This window comes from Salinicoccus sesuvii (genome assembly GCF_042648145.1).
In the GTDB taxonomy this organism is placed as follows: Bacteria; Bacillota; Bacilli; order Staphylococcales; family Salinicoccaceae; genus Salinicoccus; species Salinicoccus sesuvii.
Genome location: NZ_JBHRWV010000002.1, coordinates 252350 through 276499, shown reverse-complemented (window position 1 = coordinate 276499; position 24150 = coordinate 252350). Strand labels below are relative to the sequence as shown.

20 protein-coding genes and 1 other annotated feature are annotated in these 24150 nt (G+C 43.9%); of the genes, 2 read left to right on the top strand and 18 right to left on the bottom strand.

Annotated elements, in window-relative coordinates:
- Window positions 1-159: 159 nt before the first annotated feature.
- Window positions 160-1749: a glycine betaine uptake BCCT transporter gene (locus ACFOJ8_RS04085; RefSeq protein ID WP_380653653.1), complete on the bottom strand. Its 1590-nt coding sequence runs from the start codon at window positions 1747-1749 to the stop codon at window positions 160-162.
- A 245-nt stretch (window positions 1750-1994) separates the two neighbouring features.
- Between ACFOJ8_RS04085 and mscL the strand changes: the two genes are divergently transcribed.
- Window positions 1995-2378 carry a large conductance mechanosensitive channel protein MscL gene (gene mscL, locus ACFOJ8_RS04080; RefSeq protein WP_380653650.1) on the top strand — a complete coding sequence of 128 codons (384 nt, stop codon included), beginning with the start codon at window positions 1995-1997 and terminating at the stop codon, window positions 2376-2378.
- A gap of 30 nt (window positions 2379-2408) precedes the next feature.
- Here mscL and ACFOJ8_RS04075 read toward each other — a convergent pair whose 3' ends face one another.
- The gene (locus ACFOJ8_RS04075) at window positions 2409-3821 is read right to left on the bottom strand and encodes a YfcC family protein (protein WP_380653648.1); all 1413 of its coding nucleotides are present in this window, start codon (window positions 3819-3821) and stop codon (window positions 2409-2411) included.
- A 160-nt stretch (window positions 3822-3981) separates the two neighbouring features.
- Between ACFOJ8_RS04075 and ACFOJ8_RS04070 the strand changes: the two genes are divergently transcribed.
- Window positions 3982-5361 (top strand): YfcC family protein, encoded by a 1380-nt coding sequence (locus ACFOJ8_RS04070; protein ID WP_380653645.1) that lies wholly within the window; start codon window positions 3982-3984, stop codon window positions 5359-5361.
- 27 nt (window positions 5362-5388) lie between these two features.
- On the opposite strand, the gene ACFOJ8_RS04065 is transcribed toward ACFOJ8_RS04070, so the two are convergent.
- From ACFOJ8_RS04065 to ACFOJ8_RS03990, 16 genes are all read right to left on the bottom strand, one after another.
- Window positions 5389-6666: a bifunctional folylpolyglutamate synthase/dihydrofolate synthase gene (locus ACFOJ8_RS04065; RefSeq protein WP_380653642.1), complete on the bottom strand. Its 1278-nt coding sequence runs from the start codon at window positions 6664-6666 to the stop codon at window positions 5389-5391.
- Between the two features lie 2 nt (window positions 6667-6668).
- Window positions 6669-9296, bottom strand: coding sequence for a valine--tRNA ligase (locus ACFOJ8_RS04060; RefSeq protein WP_380653639.1), 2628 nt, complete (start codon window positions 9294-9296; stop codon window positions 6669-6671).
- Between the two features lie 47 nt (window positions 9297-9343).
- Window positions 9344-9552, bottom strand: a binding site (T-box leader).
- Between the two features lie 44 nt (window positions 9553-9596).
- A complete protein-coding gene (locus ACFOJ8_RS04055) occupies window positions 9597-10655 on the bottom strand; it encodes an AbrB family transcriptional regulator (RefSeq protein ID WP_380653636.1) in 1059 nt (352 codons plus the stop codon).
- Window positions 10656-10756: 101 nt separating this feature from the next.
- Window positions 10757-11239 (bottom strand): hypothetical protein, encoded by a 483-nt coding sequence (locus tag ACFOJ8_RS04050; RefSeq protein ID WP_380653633.1) that lies wholly within the window; start codon window positions 11237-11239, stop codon window positions 10757-10759.
- Window positions 11240-11312: 73 nt separating this feature from the next.
- Entirely contained in the window at window positions 11313-12599 is a 1287-nt protein-coding gene (gene hemL, locus ACFOJ8_RS04045) for a glutamate-1-semialdehyde 2,1-aminomutase (protein ID WP_380653630.1), read from the bottom strand.
- 4 nt (window positions 12600-12603) lie between these two features.
- On the bottom strand, window positions 12604-13581 hold the full coding sequence (gene hemB / locus ACFOJ8_RS04040; RefSeq protein WP_380653627.1) for a porphobilinogen synthase: 978 nt from the start codon (window positions 13579-13581) through the stop codon (window positions 12604-12606).
- A gap of 1 nt (window position 13582) precedes the next feature.
- The gene (locus ACFOJ8_RS04035) at window positions 13583-14284 is read right to left on the bottom strand and encodes a uroporphyrinogen-III synthase (RefSeq protein ID WP_380653623.1); all 702 of its coding nucleotides are present in this window, start codon (window positions 14282-14284) and stop codon (window positions 13583-13585) included.
- Entirely contained in the window at window positions 14271-15194 is a 924-nt protein-coding gene (gene hemC / locus ACFOJ8_RS04030) for a hydroxymethylbilane synthase (RefSeq protein WP_380653620.1), read from the bottom strand. The genes ACFOJ8_RS04035 and hemC overlap by 14 nt, the downstream gene beginning before the upstream one ends.
- Window positions 15195-15206: 12 nt before the next feature.
- Window positions 15207-16031, bottom strand: a complete 825-nt coding sequence (gene ccsA / locus ACFOJ8_RS04025; RefSeq protein WP_380653618.1) for a cytochrome c biogenesis protein CcsA — start codon at window positions 16029-16031, stop codon at window positions 15207-15209.
- Between the two features lie 12 nt (window positions 16032-16043).
- Window positions 16044-17390, bottom strand: coding sequence for a glutamyl-tRNA reductase (gene hemA / locus ACFOJ8_RS04020; protein WP_380653616.1), 1347 nt, complete (start codon window positions 17388-17390; stop codon window positions 16044-16046).
- Window positions 17391-17528: 138 nt separating this feature from the next.
- Complete coding sequence (gene yihA / locus ACFOJ8_RS04015; RefSeq protein ID WP_380653613.1) at window positions 17529-18116, bottom strand: ribosome biogenesis GTP-binding protein YihA/YsxC; 588 nt, start codon at window positions 18114-18116, stop codon at window positions 17529-17531.
- 57 nt (window positions 18117-18173) lie between these two features.
- Window positions 18174-19427 (bottom strand): ATP-dependent Clp protease ATP-binding subunit ClpX, encoded by a 1254-nt coding sequence (gene clpX, locus ACFOJ8_RS04010; RefSeq protein ID WP_380653612.1) that lies wholly within the window; start codon window positions 19425-19427, stop codon window positions 18174-18176.
- Between the two features lie 135 nt (window positions 19428-19562).
- Window positions 19563-20846 carry a trigger factor gene (gene tig / locus ACFOJ8_RS04005; protein ID WP_380653610.1) on the bottom strand — a complete coding sequence of 428 codons (1284 nt, stop codon included), beginning with the start codon at window positions 20844-20846 and terminating at the stop codon, window positions 19563-19565.
- Between the two features lie 93 nt (window positions 20847-20939).
- Window positions 20940-21887 carry a hypothetical protein gene (locus ACFOJ8_RS04000; protein WP_380653608.1) on the bottom strand — a complete coding sequence of 316 codons (948 nt, stop codon included), beginning with the start codon at window positions 21885-21887 and terminating at the stop codon, window positions 20940-20942.
- On the bottom strand, window positions 21877-22494 hold the full coding sequence (locus ACFOJ8_RS03995; RefSeq protein ID WP_380653605.1) for an NUDIX domain-containing protein: 618 nt from the start codon (window positions 22492-22494) through the stop codon (window positions 21877-21879). The genes ACFOJ8_RS04000 and ACFOJ8_RS03995 overlap by 11 nt, the downstream gene beginning before the upstream one ends.
- Before the next feature lie 267 nt (window positions 22495-22761).
- Window positions 22762-24129, bottom strand: a complete 1368-nt coding sequence (locus ACFOJ8_RS03990; RefSeq protein WP_380653603.1) for a thermonuclease family protein — start codon at window positions 24127-24129, stop codon at window positions 22762-22764.
- Between the last annotated feature and the right edge of the window lie 21 nt (window positions 24130-24150).

Genomic DNA, 24150 nt, shown 5'->3' with positions numbered 1-24150 from the left:
TTAATATTCCAGTCAATATGACCGTTCTTATTAATTGTATATCTTTACAATAGGTATGTAAACGAAACGCGCCATAATTCAGTCACATATGCGATACAAAAAAATGACCTATAGCAATAAGTAAAACTTATGCCTACAGGTCATTTTCATAACTATATATTAATCTTTGTTTTCTGCTTCTAACTTTTCTTGCTCTTTCTCGTGCTCTTCCATCAGTTCTTCATACTCTGTACCTTCATAATCTGGTTCGAGTAGTAAGTTCAATGATCGCTGTTCCTTAGCAACATCTTTGTAAGTAGCGAACATCATAAGAATTAGAATGACAGAGAACGGGAAGGCAGAAATAATTGCCGCAGCTTGGAGTGCATCCAAGCCACCACCCATCAGGAGTACAACCGCAATTAGAACTTGCGCGGCACCCCATATCAATTTTACTTTAGTCGTTGGCGTCAGAGAGCCGTTTGTCGTCTGCATAGCAAGAACGAAGGTCGCCGAGTCAGCAGAAGTAATGAAGAAAGTGGCAACCAACAGAACAGCTACGATTGAGATGATTAGACTGAACGGCAGATTATTCAATACTTCAAATAATACTGTTTCCGTAGCAAGATCTCCAAACCCACCAATTGTTCTTTCCATGTTAATTGCTGTTACACCAAATATACTGAACCATACAAAACTTACAGCAGCTGGCGCAATCATAACTGCGAGAACAAATTCACGGATGGTACGACCACGGGAGACGCGGGCGATAAAGATTCCGACGAATGGGCTCCAAGACATCCACCAGCCCCAGTAGTAGATTGTCCAGCTTCCGAGCCAATCGTTTTTGTCCTGGTTAAGTGGTGCTACATCGTAGCTCATCTGTACGAATGTGCCGATCATGCCACCGAATGTATCTGTCCACATATTCAGTATGAGTACAGTTGGTCCAGCGACGAGTGTGAAAATCATTACGAGCCCAGCCAATGCCATATTGGCGTTACTGAGATACTGGATACCTTTTGATAATCCAGTCCATGAGCTGTACATGAATAATACGGTAATGATAGAAATGATGATCAATTGGATATAAATATTGTTAGGTACGTTAAACAGATAGCTCAGTCCACCGTTGATTTGCATAACACCGAGTCCGAGTGATGTAGCGACACCAGCAACAGTAGCAAATACTGCGAGTACATCGATGGCTGTACCGAGCGGTCCTTCGACACGTTTACCGAGAATCGGTTTTAAGGTACTTGAAATAAGACCTGGTTCGTTACGTCTGAACTGTGTAAAGGCAAGTGCCAGTCCTACAACAGCATATATTGCCCAAGCATGGAAGCCCCAGTGGAAGAAAGATCTTCTAAGAGATTCTTTCATTGCTTCGTCAGTACCAGGTTCAGCAGTCGGCGGTGTAAAGAAGTGACTGAGTGGCTCAGCGGCACCCCAGAATACAAGACCGATACCCATACCGGCACTAAATAGCATGGCAAACCATGACAAAGTGCTAAATTCAGGTTTTTCCGTCGGTTTACCTAGACGAATTTGCCCCATTGGTGTAAGTACAAAAATCAAACAGAATGCAATGAACAGGGTTGTGAGTGACACATAGTACCAACTGAAGTTGTTCGTTATGAAATTCTGTAGAAGACCGGTCACCTCTTCAAAATTGCTGGAAAAGAAAACCCCGTACAACACGAGAGCAGATACAAGTGCAAGTGCAATCCAAAAAACAGGTGTTAATTTAGACTTGTTGTTTTCGTTCACAATATTCCTCCTTAATTTTTAATTACTCTACATTTACTTTTTGTAATAGACCCTACAAAACAATTACTCATGTTAGCATATTACACCTGGTCTGGCAAATCCACCAAGAACTCTAGAGGCTTTATAATAAGTCAATTTCACAATTAAATAGTATTATTACAACGAAGATAAGAATTGTATCGTACGAGACGATAGTATGATATTCTGATTGATATCCATTACATAACTATAGGAGGAACGGAAAAATGTGGCAGGAATTCAAAAGCTTTATACTGAGAGGTAATGTAATTGATTTGGCTGTTGCAGTTGTAATTGGCGCAGCATTCAGTAAAATTGTGACGGCACTCGTTGAAAATATCATCATGCCATCTATCGCCCTTATTTTTGGCAATACCGACTTTACTTCACAATGGGCTTATAGAGGCATTACATATGGTGTATTCATCCAAGCAGTCATCGACTTCATCATTATCGGCGCTGCTGTGTTCGTATTCGTCAAAGTAATCAATGTGCTGACCCGAAACAGGTTAGTCAAAGAAGAAGAGGAAGTCGTAGATGAACAAGTTGTTCTTCTACGGGAAATCAGAGACGCTTTAAAAGAAAATAAAAACGATGTCTCGTATAAATAGAAAGTCGGACCTTACATGGTCCGACTTTTTTTATGAAATACCAATGACTGTCGCAACAACTAGTGCAACTGCGGCAATCAACAGCCACAAGAGTGTTACTTTCCAGACAAACTGGACCCACTTAATATAAGGAATGCCGGATACAGCCAGTACACCCATCAGTGAGGCAGATGTTGGAATGATTGTATTGGTGATACCATCTCCATACTGGTAAGCGAGTACCGCAACCTGCCTCGGTATATTCTGAAGGTCTGCAATCGGTGTCATGATCGGCATGGTTGTCATGGCCTGTCCTGACCCGGATGGGACGAAGAAATTAATGACAACCTGGATGACCAGCATGCCAAGAGCTGTTATGGAAGCTGGAAGAAAATCCAGTACACTACTCATTCCATTGATAACCGAATCTATAATAAGGCCAGATTCCAGCACAACAACGATAGCGCGAGCAAAACCAACGATGATGGCACCGTAGACGACAAGCTTCATGCCATCGATGAATGCATCAAATATATCATTAATCTTCATTCTCCCTATCAACCCTGCAACGAGACCAACCAGGAAGAAATTGGCCGACAGTTCTGTAAGATACCACTCATATCTGAAAATGCCATAAACGTTAACGATGATACCGATGGCGAATGTCACAAGAATCAGTACATGACGCTTCTTAAGCTTTTCAAAATCCATGACGTCTTCGGTAAAGTTGATCATTCCTTTTTTAGATTCTTCGTATACAAGACTCGATTTCGGATCTTTCTGTACCTTTTTAGCATAGCGCATAACATAAACAATGCCCGTCCCAAGCACAACCAGATACACTATACTTCTAAATCCCCAACCGGAAAATAACCTCAGTTCTGCAATTTGTTGAGCAATACCTACTGTGAAAGGATTAAGCATGCCTCCAATGAAACCAGCAGCTGCACCTAAGGTCACCATTGCTGTCCCTACAATTGCATCGTAACCCAGTGCTGTTGCCAATACGATGCCTATCGGAACGAATATGATTGCTTCTTCAGACATTCCTGTAGTGAAGCCAAGAATTGAGAAAACGAGCATAATAACCGGAATCATCAACTTTTCTCTGCCCTTGACCGATATCATCACCTGCTGAATTACAGCTTCAATAGCACCCGTTGCTCTAATGATACCGAACGCGCCCCCTACTAAGAAGATGTAAAAAATAATATTCGCACCAGCTATCAGCCCTGTTGGAATTGACTTGAAGAGCTCAAAGAATGACACAGGATTCTGCTCGACATTTGTATAGCTGCCTGGTACAACCTCAGTCCTATTTTCAATCTCCACTCTCTCAAATTCTCCAGCCGGAATGACATAACTCAGCGCTGCAGCGATAATGACAACCGCCAATAGAATTGCATAAGTATGTGGGAATCTGAAACGTGATTCAGTTTCTTCGTTCGTTTCTCCTCTATCCATTTATATCTCTCCTAAAGATTTGATATTTTTATTATACAGATATTTCGGAACATGAAAAGACTATATTATTTTAAGTTTTCCAATTATTTGGTTAATCGCGGTTGTTATCAACGATGACTGAAGTATAATTGAATAGACATATCATGAAAGGAGATTTGAAATGAAGTACATAAAAATACCTCATGCATTTGTACTGATATATGCCATCGTCATCCTGGCGATGATTATGAGCTATATCATTCCTGCGGGAGAATATGAAAGGTACGAGAATGAAAACGGCACCCTTGTTGTTGATGAAACTTCATTCCAGTACACGGAACAAACGCCTGTCCATTGGACTGAAATTTTCCGCAGTGTTCCTGAAGGTATGACGGATGCCGCGGGCATCATCTTCCTCATTTTCATCATCGGTGGTGCATTCGGCATGATCAACGGCACAGGTGCCATCGAGGCCGGTATCAACAAGGTCGTCTCTCTTCTAAGAAACCGAGAAATCATATTGATTCCCCTCACCATGTTAATTTTTTCATTTGGCGGCGCCACTTTCGGCATGGCCGAATCGACACTTATCTTCATTCCGATGGGTATCATGCTCGCACGCTCCCTCGGCATGGATGCCATGACTGGCATGGCTATGGTGGCCCTAGGTGCAGCTGCCGGCTTTGCAGGTGGTTTCATGAACATCTTCACTGTCGGTGTAGCACAAGAAATTGCCGGGTTGCCACTATTCTCCGGTATGTTTTATAGAATCATCGTACAGCTAGTATTCGTCGCCATTGCATCATTCTTTGTTTACCGGTACGGGCGACGGGTTCAACAAGATATCAATAACAGCTATGTCTATGCACTTGAGAAAAATGCACAAGATGAAAAGTACGAATTCAAAAAGCTGACCAAAAAACACATACTTGTCCTGCTGATTATCTTCAGCGGATTCGGCCTGATTATTTATGGTGTCGTCCAAGGATGGTCAACAGGAACCGATCTTGCAGCAATCTTTTTGGCCATGGGTATCGCCTCCGGCCTCATCGGTGGCAATACACCAAACGGAATTGCCGAAGATTTTATCAAAGGTGCAAAAGAAGTAACATTCGGTGCCCTGATCGTCGGACTTGCGCGATGCATCTTGCTCATCCTTGAAGACGGCAGCATCATCGATACAATTATCTTCTCGATCAGCGTAGTACTCGAAGGAATGCCTGCTTCAGTTGCCGCAATCGGAATGTTCATTACGCAGTTTATCATCAATTTCTTTATCCCTTCTGGTTCTGGTCAGGCTGCAACCACAATACCACTACTTGCACCGATCGGTGATATTGTTGGTGTGCCCCGTCAATCAGTCGTACTGGCTTTCCAGATGGGAGACGGACTTGCAAACTATCTGTTCCCAACATCCGCCATCCTTATGGCTGGACTAAGTATCGCGAATATACCTTACGAGAAATGGCTACGTTTCGTGTGGCCGGTCATGCTCGTGTGGATGGTTGCAGGCGGTGCGTTTATGGTGATCAGCCTATGGATTGGATACGGTCCCTTCTAAAACAAAAAAGATACTGAGTCCTGAAAATCAGGATTCAGTATCTTTTTTGTTGTAGTATTGCTTTATTTCGCTAATAAAATAGAGGCTGCCAGTCACAAGTAACAGATCTCCTTCGAACGCCTCAATGAATGAAAGGTAGTCGGTCACCATAGATTTCTCAGGATGATCGACCTTGTCGAATATTTCCGCTTTCGGCAATGCTTTAGGGAATTCAAAATCAGTCACATTAAATGACACAGCAATTTCACCGAGTATTTGCATCATATCCGAAAGCGGCTTGCCTTCGATTGCTGAAAAGAGTACTGTTATCTCCTTATCGCCGTACTGCCTTTTCATTGTATCTACAAGCGCCGCCATAGACTCTCTATTATGCGCTCCGTCAAGGATGACAAGCGGATCAGTGCTTACAGTCTCGATCCGCCCAGGCCAAGACGTTTCTTCTATACCATGGATCACCTTATTACAGTCAAGTACAGCCTTCCCCTGCTCATGCAGTTCGAGGAGCGCAGCGATGGCTAGAGCTGCATTCTCCTTTTGATGTCTGCCGACCATGCTGAGCTTGATATCTTGGAAGTCATATTGATCATATTGGAACTGAAACTCTCCATTGCGCGGTATGAGAATAATATCTCGATCAAGCTCTATTCCTTTTGCTTGCTGATCCTCAAGTACTTTGTAGATATACTCACGCGATGTCTGGTCCTTGACGCTGAAGACGAGAGGCACACCCGGTTTGATGACTCCGCTCTTATCCCTCGTAATATCAAGTAGTGTATCCCCGAGAATGCTCGTGTGGTCAAGTCCAATACTTGTCAAAACCGTCATAGCCGGCATGAATACATTGGTCGAGTCATATCTGGCACCAAGACCCGCCTCAACAATGACATAGTCTACAGGCTTCAACGCCCCAAAGTAAACGAACATCATCATGGTGATGATTTCAAATTCTGTTGCGGTGCCAAGGTCCGTTTCGAGTTCCATTGCTTCACTTGTCGGTTTGACGATTTCAATCAGTTCAATCAGCGTATTATCCGATATTGGCTTACCGTCCACTGAAATCCGTTCATTGAATGTCTCAATATACGGAGAAGTGAAGGTACCGACCGTATAATCGTTGCGGTTCAATGCATTTCTCATGTAGGACACTGTAGAACCTTTGCCATTCGTCCCAACGACATGGATACCGTTAATGTTGCGCTCAGGATTACCAAGGCGTTCAAGCATCCATTCCATCCGTTTGACACCGGGCTTGATGCCGAACTTGATTCTTTCGTGAATCCAATTCAATCCTTCTTGGTAGTTCATACTTATCCCTTTCTTTTCAGACTATCAAGTCGTTCCTTGACTTCATTGTACTGAGCCTGATAGCCAAGCTGCTTCTCTTTTTCCTTTGCCACTACATCAGCCGGTGCATTTGCAACAAAACGCTCATTACCAAGCTTTCCAGCAACACGCTTCAATTCACCATCCAGACGTTTTTGTTCATTTTCAAGACGGGCAATCTCTTCTTGCATGTCAATCAGCCCAGATAATGGCAGAATAACAGTTGCACCGTTTACTACGTCTGCCTTAACATCCTCTTCGGTCGAGATTTCAGAAGCGATTTCAAGTGTACTCGGGTTACAGAAACGATCGATATAGTGACGATTTTTTTCTATAATTTCACGCCGCGTTGCATCTTTTACCTCGATGAATATATCTATCGGTTTCGATAGTGGTGCATTTACTTCATTTCTTGTCTGACGGACAGATTTGATGATGTCAACGAGCAGTGCCATACCATCTTTAGAAGTCGGATTGCTAAGATGTGTATGCGCTTTTGCCCACTCACTTGTAACGATTGAACGATCCGCTTCAATTGATTGATAAATTTCTTCAGTGACAAATGGCATGAATGGATGCAACATCTTTAGAATATTATCCAGTGTATGCAAGAGCACAGAACGTGTCATCGCCTTCTCCGCTTCAGTACCTTCAGTCATCGGTACTTTAGCCATTTCAATATACCAGTCACAGAAATCATCCCATATGAAATTGTAGAGCAGACGACCCACTTCACCAAACTCGTAGTGCTCAGATAACTGTGTCACATTACCGATTGTTTCGTTCAAGCGCGTCAGGATCCACTCGTCGGCGAGTGATTTCTCACCTTCAAGGTCAATGTCCGACATGTGGAAGTTCTCTCCAATGTTCATCATGCTGAACCTTGATGCATTCCAGATCTTATTGATGAAGTTCCAGATGGATTCCACTTTTTCATCTGAGTATCTGAGGTCTTGCCCAGGTGTTGAGCCTGTGGCGAGGAAATACCTCAGTGCATCTGCACCATATTTCTCGATGACCTCCATTGGATCGACGCCATTACCAAGAGATTTAGACATCTTACGGTTCTGCTCATCCCTGACCAGACCGTGGAGCAGCACATCATCGAATGGTTTCTCACCCGTATGCTCAAGAGATGAGAAAATCATTCTGGCAACCCAGAAGAAGATGATATCGTACCCTGTGACCAGAACGTTTGTCGGGAAGAACTTTTTCAAGTCTTCTGTTTCGTCCGGCCAGCCCATTGTAGAGAACGGCCACAGTGCACTCGAGAACCATGTATCAAGAACATCTTCGTCCTGGACCCAATCCGAAGCATCGCTCGGCGCTTCCATCCCAACGTAGATTTCACCGGATTCCTTATGATACCATGCTGGAATCTGGTGTCCCCACCAGAGCTGGCGAGAGATGACCCAGTCGCGGATATCTCCCATCCAGCGACGGAAAGTCGAATCAAACCGTTCCGGTACGAAATTGACTGCATTGTCTGAGTCCTGATTATCAAGACTCTTCTTCGCTAATTCATCCATCTTTACAAACCACTGTGTCGATAGGTAAGGTTCGACCACTGCACCACTACGTTCGGAGTGTCCGACTGAGTGGACGTGTGGCTCCACTTTAATCAGATATCCGCCTGACTCAAGATCTTTGACCAGTGCCTTACGACACTCAAAACGATCCATACCAGCATACTTGCCAGCCAAGTCGTTCATCGAACCATCTTCATTCATTACATTGATACGCTCAAGGTCATGGCGTTCACCGAGAACAAAGTCATTCGGGTCGTGTGCTGGTGTGACTTTCATAACACCTGTACCAAATGTCATATCAACGTACGGATCGGAAATGATCGGTAACTCACGCTCCATAATCGGGAGTGTAACGGTTTTACCGATGTACTGCTTGTAGCGTTCATCATCAGGATGAACAACAATCGCAGTATCTCCGAGCATCGTCTCAGGGCGTGTTGTCGCGACTTCCAGATGATTGCCGTCTGCCAATGGGTATCTGACATGATAAAAATTGCCCTCAATCTCTTTATGGATAACTTCTATATCGCTCAAAGCAGTCCGCGTTTCAGGATCCCAGTTGATGATATACTCACCGCGGTATATCAGGTCTTTGTTGTACATGTCGACAAAGACTTTTCTCACCGCTTTCGATAGACCTTCATCGAGTGTAAAGCGTTCCTTATCGTAATCCAGACCGAGACCAATCTGCTTCCACTGGCTACGGATGAAATCAGCATACTCCTCTTTCCAATCCCATGCCTGCTCAAGAAACTTTTCGCGTCCAATGTCATGACGGGAGAGACCTTCTTTGCGCATACGCGCTTCTACTTTAGCCTGCGTGGCAATGCCTGCATGATCCATACCCGGCAGATAAAGTACTTCGTATCCTTGCATACGTTTCATACGCGTGATGATATCTTGTAATGTTGTATCCCATGCATGACCGAGGTGTAGTTTACCGGTCACATTCGGTGGTGGAATGACAACGGAGAATGGCGGCTTTTCCGACGATGCATCGGATTTGAAATAACCTGCACTCACCCATTCTTCATATTTACCTTTTTCTACCGATTTTGGATCGTACTTTTTGGACATCTCCATGATATCTTCTCCTTTTTAAACAAAATAAAAAGCTTCAGTCCTTAAAAACATAGGACGGAAGCTCCGCGGTACCACCTAAATTCAGCACGAATGCTGCACTTGGAATGATTAACGCTCATCAAACGTCGGTTCCTACTCAAGTGTTCAGAACCGATTTCTGCAGACTACGTTCATAATATGCTTCGGCATGTTCACACCACCCACATGCTCTCTGTCTCCCGCATAAAACTACTCTTCTGCCATTCATCTATAACCTTGCTTTCATATTATTCCAACACCCGCATACTGTCAAGACCCATCCTATGCATGGCGGCGCTTCCTATTTCTTTTAAGCAAAAGATTGATAAGCGGCGCTACAACCAACAGAATGAAAAAGATGCGAAATATATGATAGCTCGAAATCATAGCGATATTAGCACCCGTTTCAACAGCCACAATGATAATCTGTCCAATGCCGCCTGGTGCGGCGCTCAAGAACAGATTGGTAAAATTATGCTCTGATATTAGCAGAAACGCCATGACAAGCCCAAGAGTACCAATGATAAGCAGCATGTTCTGAATCATCATCGAGAGGATGAGACGGCCATTCAGCTGATTGACGAGGGTTGAGATCTGGATGCCGATCCGAATACCGAATAGCAGCTGGGCGGCATACATGAACGAAATATTGACCGAAAATGTATAGTCAGTCACCACATTCCAGATGAGCACGACAAGCATTGGTCCAATCATATAGGGAACCGGAAACTTCATTCGCATCATGATATAGATAACCAGTAAAACAGTCGGAAGCATCCAGAGCATACTTGGCGTTGCAGCAGAGGTAAGTGACGGTACCATTTCATTAGTACTTATCCCATCACTGTTTGCTGTGAAACTCGCAATGAATGGAACGAAGATAACAACAAGTACAATTCTCGACATTTGTGTCAAAGTTACAAGAAGCAAATCTGCACGCTCTTCCTCTTCAGCCATGACAATCATTTGCGAAAGAGCACCGGGGATTGAGGCAAGTACCGCGGTTTCCAGTGTGCATCCTGTCATTTTCATGAAAAGTCTCGCAAGAAGCAGACTCAGACCGATGATGAGAAGCGACAGCATGATGATTGTGATATAGTCTTCAGCCATATCTGCGAGCGTTTCGAGTGTAAATGTCGATCCGATTTCAGCACCGATAATGACGAGCCCAAGGTTACCAAACCATTTGGGATAATGAAAATCAGTCGTCACCACCCTGTAGAATATGACTGTTGCAATCATGGCACCAAACAGCCATGGCATGACCATACCCGTCCACTGAAGGAAAATAGACAAAGCGATTGCTGAGAGGAAGAGTAGCATCAGATTAATATATTTCATTATTGGGCTCCTTTCATCGTACTTATTTCGATATCCTAAATAATTTTGCAGCATAGAAGAACCCCGCTGAGCAGTTGACTGCAGCGGGGTTGTAGGAGGTACTAGTTATCGCTTTCTTCTTCAGTGGATTCTTCCTCATTATCGGAGTCAGACCCTTCTTCTGAGCCTTCCTCTTCAGTCTCTTCGCCATCCGGTCCATCCGGTTGAGCATCGTCACTACCTGAGTTTATATCCGCTTCTTCTTGATCCACTTCATTCTCGTCAGTCGATTCTTCTTCAGATGATTCGCTTTCGTCTTCTTCGACCAGCTCACCATCTGTTGGCTCTGTTTCTTCTTCGGATCCATCAGTGGAGGTTGTATTTCCCTCTTCATCGTGGCCATCACTAATCTGTTGGAAGATGAGTGGGAAGATCAACAAAACGATGATGATAGGCATAATCCAGACAAGCGGATTTTTCTTGCTTACCTTCTTCTGCTGAATCATTTCCCTGTTCTGACCTTCGATGTAGACTTTATCTTCTTCTCTTTTACCTTTGATGTTACTGTCGTTGTGTGTCAATCGCTTATCTTTATCATTGGCCATCCAAACTACCTCCAATTATCTATTCTCTTTAATTATACACTTTATTTTCTACAGGTAAACTGTATTTAGCAAGCTACTTTTGAATGACACGATCGAGTGCTTTCTCAAAAGCATCCAGCGTCTTTTGTATATCTGATTCAGTGTGGCTGGTCGACAGGAACATACCTTCGAACTGGGAAGGAGGTAGATAGACGCCTTCTTTCAACAGTTCTTGATATAGATATTTGAAGCGCTCTAGATCGCTCGTATTCGCGCTGTCGAAGTCGACGACAGGACCTTCTGTCAGGAAGAACCCGATCATTGAACCGGCTCGGTTCACAGTAATTGGCTGGCCCCTTTTGCTGAAGATATCCTTCAGCCCAACTTCGAGCATATCGCCAAGCTTATTGAAATGATCATAGCTTTCAGGCGTCAGTTGTTTGAGCGTCTCAAGACCTGCCGTCATTGCCAATGGATTACCGGATAGTGTCCCTGCCTGATAGATGTCTCCAACTGGTGCGATGTATTCCATGATGTCTCGTCTGCCACCGTAGGCACCGACAGGCAGACCACCGCCAATCACTTTGCCGAGACATGTAAGGTCTGGTGTGACACCATAATACCCTTGAGCACTGTTGTAGCCGACACGGAAGCCAGTCATGACCTCATCAAATATGAGCAATGTACCGCTTTTCTCGGTAATGTCACGGACAAATTCAAGGTATTCTTCACGCGGCGGTACGACACCCATGTTACCAGCGACAGGTTCCATGATTACCGCTGCGATATCATCTCCAAACTTATCAAAGGCTTCAGTCAGACTCTCTTCATCATTGTAAGGCACTGTAATAGTATTTGCTGCCGTACCTTCTGGTACCCCTGGGGAATCTGGCAGACCGAGTGTAGCGACACCACTGCCCGCTTTGATGAGCAGCGAATCGCTATGACCATGGTAGCATCCTTCAAACTTGAGGATTTTGTTGCGTCCGGTAAAACCGCGAGCCAGTCGCAATGCAGCCAATGTTGCCTCTGTTCCGGAAGAGACCATGCGAATCATTTCGACAGATGGTACACGGTCTATAACGAGTTCAGCGAGTTCATTCTCAAGTTCTGTTGGCGCGCCAAAACTTGTACCTTTCTGTGCTGCTGCAGTCAGTGCATTGACCACTCTGTCATCGCTGTGGCCGAGAATCAAAGGGCCGAAGCTGAGTACGTAGTCGATATAAGAATTGCCATCCACATCATAGGTCTTCGAGCCTTTGGCACGATCGATGAACACCGGATCCATACCTACAGAGTTGAATGCTCTAACCGGGCTGTTTACACCACCCGGCATAAGATCCTTTGCTTTTTTGTAAAGTGCTTCTGATTTTTTAAACATCTCATTACATCCCTTCATCAAGCATTCTGCATATATCTTTTGCAAAATAGGTGATTATCATATTTGCGCCCGCACGTTTCATAGAAATCATTTGCTCCATGATGACTGCTTCATCGAGCAGTCCCATATCAATTGCCGTCCGTGTCATCGCATATTCCCCACTGACATTGTATGCCACAACAGGAATATCGGTCTTGTTTCTTACGTCGCGGATAATATCTAGGTAGGATAGTGCCGGCTTGACAATCATCATATCACAGCCCTCTTCAAGGTCGCTTGCCAGTTCACGTTGTGCTTCTAGACGGTTTGCCGGATCCATTTGATACGTCCTACGGTCTCCGAAAGATGGCGTCGAATCCGCGGCATCACGGAATGGTCCATAGAACTTCGAAGCATACTTGATGCCGTAACTCATGATCGGAATATGGCTATAACCATTATCGTCGAGCCCTTTTCTGATTTCCGTCACGAAGCCATCCATCATATTACTCGGTGCAATGATATCCGCACCCGCTCTAGCTTGAGAAACTGCCGTTTTGACAAGCAGTGGTAATGAGCTGTCGTTGTCAACGTCCTGTGTTTCTGGATCAATGAGGCCACAATGGCCATGGTCTGTATACTCACACAGACACGTATCCAGTATCACTAATATTTCAGGATATAGTTTCTTCGATATCCGGCACGCCTCCTGAACGACACCGTGGTCGTGGTACGCACCATGGCCTTCTGGATCTTTCTCGTCCGGTATGCCAAAGAAAATGACTGATTTAATACCTCTGGCCTTTACCTCTTCCAGTTCTTCATGCAGACGATTCAAAGAGATCTGAAATACACCTTTCATCGATGGTACTTCTTTTTTTATATCGTCGGACTCAACGACAAAGATTGGGTAGATGAGATCATCCTTCGAAATTTTTGTCTCCCTGACCATATCCCTCATAAACTCTGTTCTTCTAAGACGCCGATGTCTATCGAAATTCATATTAAATGCCTCCATCTATTCTGCTTTCAAGTTGTTTCACCATGTCCTCAACGGTTTCTTTATCAGGCTGTATGGCGTGGACGCCATGCGCCTTTAATGCATCCGCAGTCACTTGTCCGATTGCTGACACAGTAATATTCCCAAGATCTTCTGGACTGAACCATTTCATGAAGGCCCTCACCCCGGAAGGACTTGAGAATGTAATTGCATCAGGTGATTGACTAAGCAGCTTACTGATTTTCTCTTTCGACTCCCTATTGGCGACAGGCTGATACAAAGCAAACTTCTCTACATCGCATCCTTTTGCCACAAGGTGATCATACAGCAACGGTCGGGCTTGTGCACTTGCAGGGTAAAGAATCCGCATACCTTCTTCTACAGGGAAATCTGAAAGAAAACCCTCCTGTGAGTAGTCCCGAGGTTCAAAGTGGATCTGGAGCCCCTCTTGCTCAAGCCGTTCACTTGTCTTTCTGCCGATGGTCGCCAATTTGTTGAACTGTACTGTTTCTATATAAGGCAGGAAATGTTCCACTGCATTGCGACTTGTAAGAATGAGCCAGTCATAACGGTATCCGAGCACCTCCCTGTCAAAGGGGAGCTTCTCCGTAGCAATCAGTGGTGCATGGACAAGCGACAGCACATCAGAATCGCTTTCAATCGGCCTACTCTGGGTCATGATAACGACAGGTTTAGAGTGTCTCATTGATGCGATCGATGATTTCTTTGGCGCCAATACGCTCCATCTCATCTGCGACCAAATTACCGAGCGTTTTGGGATCCTGATGGGATTTCTTCACAACATACTGTTCGCTACCATCTTCAGGCATGATCAGGCCGGTGAGGTAGAGTTCGCCATCTTCATAGGTTGCATACCCTCCGATTGGTACTTGGCAACTGCCGTCCATGCGTCTCAGGAAAGTACGCTCGGCAGTCGTGCAGGCAGCATCGTCATCCGAATGAACGGCGCCGAGCATTTCGATTAGTTCTCTGTCATCAGAGCGGCATTCTATACCAAGCGCACCTTGTGCAATAGCAGGTATGAAAGATTCAGGATCGAAATATTCTGCAACGATATCATCAGACCAACCCATACGTTTAAGTCCTGCTGCAGCCAGTACGATCGCGTCATATTCCTCGGACTCCATCTTCTTGATACGCGTATCTATATTACCGCGCACCCATTTCACTTCCACATCGTCACGCATCGCAAGTAGCTGGGCACTACGCCTCAAGCTACTGGTTCCGATAACGCTACCAGCAGGCAAATCCTTGAAAGCTACGTTGCCATTTGAAAGAAAAGCATCTCGCTTGTCTTCGCGTTCGGGGACGCATGCAATGGTGAATTCCGGCTCCAATACGCTTGGCACATCCTTGAGACTGTGGATGGCCATGTCAATTTCCTTATTAGCTAGTGCCTGTTCAATTTCCTTTACAAACAGTCCTTTACCACCGACTTTGGAAAGCTGTACATCGACGATTCGATCCCCTTTAGTGACAATCTCCTTAATATCAATTTCCATGTCTGGAAACTGCGCTTTCAGACTGTTGATGAACTGCTTGGATTGGGTCATCGCTAGATCACTGCGTCTGGAACCCACAATAAATTTTCTCATAATACTTCTCCTTTAGTAGCTCCAGAAATGAAAACTGGAAAGTTGTGTAATAAATAGATAGTTCAACATGCAGATAATGAAAATTATGATGTTGAACCAAGCAAAACGGTAAGTGCTACGTTTTGTTTTCAAATAGACGAATAGTCCGGCATAAAGTAGTATGACGAACAACGTACCGAGCACCTTGAAGTCTTTGAATATCTCGACTCCATATATATAAAGTCCCCATTGGATACCGAGGAAAATGCTGATCAGCATAGATAATACACCAAGGATTAAGGTACGAACCATCGTCTTATTGGCAGTTTCAATGCTGAATAGTGAAAAGAAAAGACGATTGAAACGCTTCTTTTTCAGATTATCATACTGGATGATATATATCACGGCATGGAGTACTGAAATAAAATATAGTACGTATGCAATCAGGGCAAGCGCAATATGAATGATTAATAACTCGTTCATAATTGCGGAAACTTCAGTCACCCTGTTGTAGGATACCGGGCCAAATGTATAGATTGAAAAAAGTACGAATGCGCAAAATACATAGAGCGCAAAAGCAATCTCAGAGTCACTCCAGCGGTAATGAATGAGCCCGGTAATGATGATCAGGGTTGAAAACACATAGATACCTTCAAAAGTTGTTTGTATCGGTATCCGCCCCAGTGCCACCCCAATATACACTAGCGTGACGACCTGAAGTACGGCTGCGGTGACGACAAGATAAAAGGAAACCTTTCTGGCAAGCCGATTCCTGAAAAACAGATCGTAGCTTAGCACAGAAAGGCCCAAAAAGTATAATAATAGAATAAATTCATGACTGCGGAACATCATATCCATATGGTTTCCACCTTATTCGATTGCCAGCTCCTGCTTTCGTGCCGACAGTTTTTCCTGTTGTTTTGCTTTCTCCTGCTGTATGACTGCCTCAACTTCTTCCTCTATGCCAAAGAGCTGCTTGATTTCATCGAGTTTTTCACCGGCTTTTCTGTCTCCGGAAATTTCCTTCGTATAGATGATCGGATCTTTAAGCATTTGGTTAATAATGCTCTTCATATGCTTAGAGATGATTGTACGTTCGCGCTCAGTCATCTCCGGCATCTTTCTTTCAACGCTCTGGAAAGTCTCTTCATGAATCGACAGCGCCTTAGAACGTAGCGCCTGAATAACAGGAACGACCCCAAGCATGTTAACCCATTCTGCAAAGTTATCCATACTTTCAGCGATCATGCCTTCGATTTTGGCTGCTTCTTCTTGGCGTGTAGATAGATTGGCATCGACTAGTCCTTGAAGGTCATCAACATTGTACATATATACATTATCCAACCCACCGATTGATGGGTCAATGTCACGTGGTAGAGCGATATCCATCATGATGAGTGGCTTGCTATTGCGTTTAGACATGGCTTTGTCCATCACGTCTTCTGTAATGACATAGTTACGTGAAGACGTACTAGATATAACGATATCCGACTTCGCAATTTCTGCTTCCAGCTGGTCAATCGATGCACTTTTTCCACTAAACTGATTGGCCAGTCGTGCTGCATTCTCTTCAGAGCGGTTGACGACCGTCACGTTTTTGATACCATTTGATGTCAAATTCAAAAGCGACTGCTCCGCCATTTCACCGGCACCGATGACCAATACTTTACGATTATCGACACGTGAAAATATCTTCTTTGCCAGTTCCACTGCAGCATAGGAAATAGATATCGCGTTTTTCGAGATATCTGTCTCACTATGACCACGTTTGGCCACAGTAATAACTTCCTTGAAAAGTTTATTGAAGATTGTTCCTGTCGTATGTTCAGTCTGCGCGGTAAAGAATGCTTCTCTGATTTGACCAAGAATCTGTGTCTCTCCGAGAACCATCGATTCTAGTCCGGAAGCGACGCGGTAGAGATGCTCCACTGCTTCATCGGCAACCTTGATATCCGTAATCCTCTTCACGGATGACAACTCTAGGCCAAACCACTCTGCTAGAAACATCTGAGAGTAGTATTTTCCTGTATGAACCTGGTCACTGACTACATAGACCTCTGTTCTGTTGCAAGTAGACAAAAGTACAGCTTCAAGTATGCTCTTTTGCTCTCTCAGCCTGTGTAGCGCCGGAATAATTTCATCATCTCGGAACGCTACTTTCTCTCTTTCTTCCACACTTGCCTTTCTATAATTCAGACTTAATGCAATGACATGCATCCGAATTGCCCCCCACTATCCTATTATGCCTCGTCTCTGGACACTTTCAATACTCTTATTTTAACAGATTATAAAGTCATAATCCATGTTACACCCTTATTTATAGTAATTATTATTAAGAACTTTTTGTGAACAAAATTACACAAACTTGGAGATGGCGTCCATCACTTTGGCCATGTTGTTCTTATCTAGGGAAGAGAAAGGAATCATGACGTCGTCTTGCTCGAAATCAATTGCCTCACGTACAATCTTGAGGTGCTTCTCGATTTTACTCCTTGGTATCTTGTCCATCTTTGTACATATAATGATGACCGGTATTTCAAAATGCTTCAAGTAATTATACATAAGAACATCATCTTCTGTCGGCTTATGTCTTAGATCAATGAGCTGTATGACGGCAGAGAGCGCTTCTCTTTCGGCTAGATAGCTCTCAATCATCTTACCCCACTGCTCTCGTGATTTCTTCGACTGTTTCGCGTATCCGTACCCTGGTACATCTACAAAGATGAACTGGTCGTCCATATTATAGAAATTCAGAGTCTGTGTTTTACCGGGTTTTGAAGATGTACGGGCCATATTCTTGCGACTTGCCACAGCGTTGATGAACGAGGACTTACCCACATTGGAGCGACCACTCAGAGCAATTTCAGACATTCCCGTGTTGGGATATTGATCGCTACCGACTGCTGAAATGATAATATCTATATTGTTTGGATTTATTTTCATCGCTATCTTCCTTTCAGTAAAAAGAGCTGTCCAAAAATCAGACAGCTCTCTCGTATATTATGCACTTTTGCGGTTGAGGTGTATCTCTTCGCCATCTTCGTTGAAGAGCAATGGATCTGCTTCTTCTTCGATTGTTGCTCTTGTGATTTCAACTTTGCGGATTTCATCGTTCGATGGCACGTTGAACATAATGTCCACCATACGTTCTTCAATGATGGAGCGTAAACCACGCGCTCCAGTCTTTCTTTCGATCGCGAGTTCACTGATAGCGTTCAGTGCATCTGGATCGAATTCAAGTTCCACATTGTCGATTTCAAGCATTTTCTGATACTGTTTGACGAGCGCATTCTTCGGCTCTGTCAGAATGGAGTTGAGCGCTGTTACGTCAAGCTCCTCAAGATAGCTGATGATTGGCACACGACCAATGAACTCAGGAATGAGACCATAGCTTTGGAGATCATCCGGGCGCACTTTAGCCATCAGTTCATCTTTGTCGTTCGCACCTGAAGCACCACCGAAACCAATGACTTTTTCGCCAATACGTCGCTTGATGATTTCGTCCATACCGTCAAATGCGCCCCCAAGAACGAAAAGGATGTTCTTCGTGTCGATTTGGATAGATTCCTGGTTTGGATGCTTTCTGCCGCCTTGCGGTGGCACACTTGCTGTTGTACCTTCAAGTATTTTCAGGAGTGCCTGCTGAACACCTTCACCGGAAACGTCTCTTGTGATGGAAGTATTTTCACTTTTTCTGGCAATCTTGTCGATTTCATCGACATATATGATGCCTTGCTCTGCACGCTCTACATCGAAATCTGCTGCCTGAATCAGACGGAGCAGAATGTTCTCGACATCATCACCAACGTAGCCTGCTTCGGTCAGACTTGTTGCGTCCGCAATCGCGAAAGGTACGTTGAGTGTTCTTGCCAATGTCTGCGCAAGAAGTGTTTTACCACTACCTGTTGGACCAATCAAAGCAATGTTACTTTTAGAGATTTCCACGCCATCCTCTTGGTTCTGGTTGATACGCTTGTAGTGGTTGTAAACTGCCACACTAAGCGCACGCTTGGCATTTTCTTGACCGATGACATAGTCATCCAGCGCACTCAGAATCTCCTGCGGTTTTGGTATCTCAGTAAAGACCTGTGTCTTCTCAGTTTTCAGTTCTTCTTCGATGATTTCATGACAGAGTTCAATACACTCATTACAAATGTATACCCCACTACCAGCGATCAATTTCTTCACTTGTTCCTGATCCTTACCACAGAAGGAACAAGTTAGATTTGTGTCGTCTTCATTAAATTTAAACATATTCAACACCTCTTTTTTCAGTCCAATAAAATATACTAGATATTTTAATTAAAATCAAATATCTAGTTTGTAATTGTTATAAACGAGGAGCCCTGTAGCATATCGCTACAGAGCTCCTCGATATTGGAGTCCAAACTATTTCTGTTTTCTGTTGTCTACAAGTACATCGATTGCCTTTTGTACTTTAAGATCTTCTTGCAGCATGGAAAGGTCTCCGAGTGTAGATTTGATATCTTCCACACTGATGCCGAATTGTCCACTCATCTTTTCAAGTTCCTTGTCGACATCTTCGTCTGCTACTTCAATGTTTTCGTCGATTGCAATCTGCTTAAGAACAAGGTTTGTACGTACGCGCTTAGACGCATCGTCTTTCATCTGTTCACGTAGTGCATTTTCATCTTGACCAGACAGTTGCTGGTACATTTCCATGTTGATGCCCTGCTGAGATAGACGCTGCTCGAATTCTTGGAGCATTCTGTCTGTTTCAGTTTTGATCATTGCATCGGGAACGTCGATTTCCGCATTTTCTGAAGCTTGCTCAATGAGCTGCTCCTTCATCGTAGTATCTGCTTCGTTCTCTTTTGATTCTTTGAGATCTTTTTCAAGTTTTTCTTTCAGTGCATCTACAGAATCAACATCTTGGTCAAGTTCTTTTACGAGATCTTCATCAAGCTCAGGGACCTCTTTAGATTTGATGCTGTTGATTTTGACTTTGAAAGTCGCTTCTTTACCAGCGAGTTCTTCAGCATGATATTCCTCTGGGAAAGTGACATTGATGTCTTTTTCCTCTTCGATGTTCATGCCGACAAGCTGCTCTTCAAAGCCTGGAATGAAGTTGCCAGAGCCGATTTCGAGCTCATAACCTTCAGCCTGGCCGCCTTCGAACTGCTCATCACCAAGATAACCATCGAAATCGAGGTTAACGAGATCGCCTTCTTCAACGCTGCCTTCTTCCTTCACTACCATATCAGCGTGGGATTCAAGTAGGCTGTCGATTTCCTTTTGAACATCTTCTTCAGTAACTTCTGTTTCAAGCTCTTCTACTTCAAGACCTTTGTATTCGCCGAGTTTAACTTCAGGCTCTACAGTTACTTTTGCAGTGAAGATAAGGTCTTTGCCTTTTTCCATCTGCTCAATGTCAACTTCCGGTTGATCAACTGGGTTGATGTCAGCTTCTGTCACTGCTTCTGTGTATGCTTTAGGAAGCAAGATATCGAGTGCATCCTGATAAAGTGATTCTACACCGAAACGCTTTTCAAACATTTGGCGCGGTACTTTACCTTTTCTGAATCCAGGAATGCTGACTTCTTTAGATACTTTCTTGAATGCTTCGTTTAGGGCACCGTCAACTTCCTTAGCAGGTACTGTTATTGTCAGTACGCCTTCGTTGCCCTCTTGTTTTTCCCACTTTTGAGACATAATCTAATTCCTCCGTAAATACGTAATTTCAATTAACCAATATAGTATAACATATCACTTTTTTATATCCAACATTTGATTTCGCACGTGGTTTCAAGCCATCGATTGTTCAACTTGCCGGATCCAATCAATTACTGCCTCATCTGTTTCTAAATCATGGTCCAGATTAAGCATGTCGTACAGCTCACTCATATATCCACGGTAGAGTGCTTCATCGTCGAATGACGGGAATACTGGATAGCAGTGAACCGCATGGGACATCAGCATGCCTTCTGCCGCGTCTCTGAACTCAGGTATGCGGTTCTCCACTTCTTCCATTACAAGTTGGCGCACGTTGTTGAAAAGTGGACTCTCTTCAAGTTCCGGTAATTCCGCTGGCACAACTTCAATTTCCTGCCCTATCTTCAACACATTAATCGGCTCTTGATCTTCTATTGCCCTCAGATAAAGCAACATGAAGGTCAGACATGTATAGTTGTGCTCAGCCGGTACTGCCTTCCGTATCATATCCTTATTGTAGACATCTAGGCTTTCAATGAGCCCTCTTAAAAATTCCATCTTTTCAAAGTCAGGCATCTGCTCGAATTCTGAAATGGATACAACACGTGCCTCAGTCTCAGGTTCATTGACCTGCGCCATTTTTTTATCCATTGCTCGCTTCGCCTCATGTCTGAATGCCGCAACATCAATACGGAAGCGCTGAGGAATATCTTCTTCCATAAGATGATCGGAGAACTCAATCACTTCGAAATAGCGCTCTTGCTTCAGTAATGATTTCAAGAGGTGATGCATATGGACGTCATAATTGCCAACACCTTCATTCATCTGCAGCAGTGCATATTCCATCACTTCATCGTGCCGATCTTCATTTGATAGCGATTCATAGAATTTTTCCATAAAAGAAATATCCGGTACCTGTTGCTCGGCATACATCTTGAATTTGGAAATGAAGGTGGAGTACTCACCGTTGCTGAAGTCGTGATCCAGATCCCGCTCCATCTTTTGGAGAAACCTGCGGTGGGAGACGATCTTATCTTTCATAGGCATCTCTGATGATCAGTTCACTCCACGATTCATAAGGTGACCTTTCAGACAGTTTAGCATCGTGCTCCCATATCAGTTCGAGTGTGTCTTCTTCATGCGAAGCGACATCCGCTTCTTCCACTGTCACCTTGAATACTACCCCGATATGCACACGACCGACCGCGTTGTCATCGTCGTTGATCAGACCGACGATTTCAATATCCTCAAGCTGCTCTTGGGACAGTCCAACTTCCTCAGAGAGTTCCCTTGCTGCATTGATGTAGAGCTTCTCTTCAATTCCTGACGCATCCGGTACATCGTTCATATGCCCGCCGACACCAATCGACAGCATTCCATGTAAGCGTGCTTCGCCACCACCGGATAAACGCTTGTATACAAGTGTTTTGCCATTATCGGAAGATATGATAACATAGCCGACCAGCTGCTTATACGCTGGATCTTCTTCCATGTCCCCACGGCGCTTAATCTCGAACTTAGGGAAAGTTGAAAGTATATTATTGTACCTTCTATCATTCATGCCGATAAAACCATTGAAGGCATTCGCCTCATTATTAAAAAGAACATCCCTCGGTACTACGAGAATAGGTTCGTCAAATTTGCTCATGCGTATTCTCCTTTTCATAAATTCATTACAAGTTTATAGAAGGGAGCGGGGTTTGTAAAATGAAAGATGAAGGATTTAAGCCATCTAAGAAGTGTCTTCCTCGATTTTTTGATAAAAAGAAAGTTTTAATAGGTTGATGGATTGCAAACTCAATATTATTAAATTCAGTGATTATGGCTAAACGTTGTATGCACTCGATTGCAGACAACGCTAATCTTTATAAAAAATCCCCCCTATTTAACTAGAGAGGATCACTACTAATGTATTCTATTCACATGCCCAACCATCTTTATCTCTATCCATTTTAGGTTGATAAGCAGGATGACCTTGTGGAACACCATCCGGATAGGTTCCTTTCAGGTGTGTGCAATTATCGAATATTTCAGGTGTTTGAGCTGGTTCACTTGTTGCCGGCTCAGATGTCGCTGGTTCACTCGTAGCCGGTTCGCTTGTTGGTTCTGCTTCGGGCTCCTCACTATTGAAGCCTTCTCCGCCAACGTTTACATAACCTGGTATGGACCATACACCAATCTGCTGATCTTTCGCTTTCTGCTCCGCCGCGCGGAATTCAGATAAATACCTTTGTTGCTCGTAGATGTATCCGACGCGTGCTAGCCCTTCTTCGAGAAGTACTTCATGTACACTGACATCGTCAGCATATAGATATACAAGTTGTCTGTCATAGCGATCCGTTTTCGCTCCATCATCATATTCGATATATAGCTGATCTGCAGCATTCAATAGATCCGTTAATCGTGCAGAAGCATCTTTGCCGAATGGCTCGACTGGTTTATTCGGATGTACCGTTTCAGGTGTATCAATCAGAAGTAGTCTGAGTTTCATTTCATTACCCTCATCGTCAAGTACGTTGACTGTATCTCCGTCAACAACCCTGTATAGATTGACAGGAATCAATCCTTCTTTAGGTGCTACTTCTTTTTTGGCCGCTTTCTCAGCTTTCGCTTCCGCCGCCTTTTCTTCTTCGATTGACTTCTCTTCTTCAGCTTTTGCTTTTTCTACCGATTCTTCCTTGGCTTTATCAGCCTCGATGGACTCTTCTTTCTCTTTTTTCTCCTTAGCTGCCTCTTTTTCTTGCTCTTCTGCTTCTTTAGCGGCTCTTTCTTCTTCAGCTTCTTTCTCTGCAGCAACCTTCTCTTCCTCTGTTTTCGTTTCTTCAGTTGACTCTTCTGTGACTTTTTCAGTCGCTTCCTCTGTCAGTTCTTCACTTTCTTCGTCCGCTGACGCAGTCTGGTCTACAGGATCCGTTACTTCATTTGCTACCATAAAAGCCATGAAGAATAGTGCAAAACCGGTTACAAATGTAATTCCAACTCTCTTGAAGTGTCTCTGGGAGTTTTCGTTTCTATACTTGGCTCTCAATCCGAGAGCAATAAACACAAACATTGCGACAGAGACAAAAACCCATAGCAGCGCAGCAACGTTTGCCAAGCTAAAACCACTGCTCACGACCCCGAGAATGATGACGAGAAAACACGTTGTTATGAAAGAATAAAGCGATGCTTTCCACATACCATAATGCGACCCACCTTTATTTTCCCGTATTAAACCAAGCACGAACAGAGCGACGGTTGTGACCACACCTAAAAATATCAAGAATCCTACAAAGGTTCCCATTGCTTCCCCTCCAGTATATGC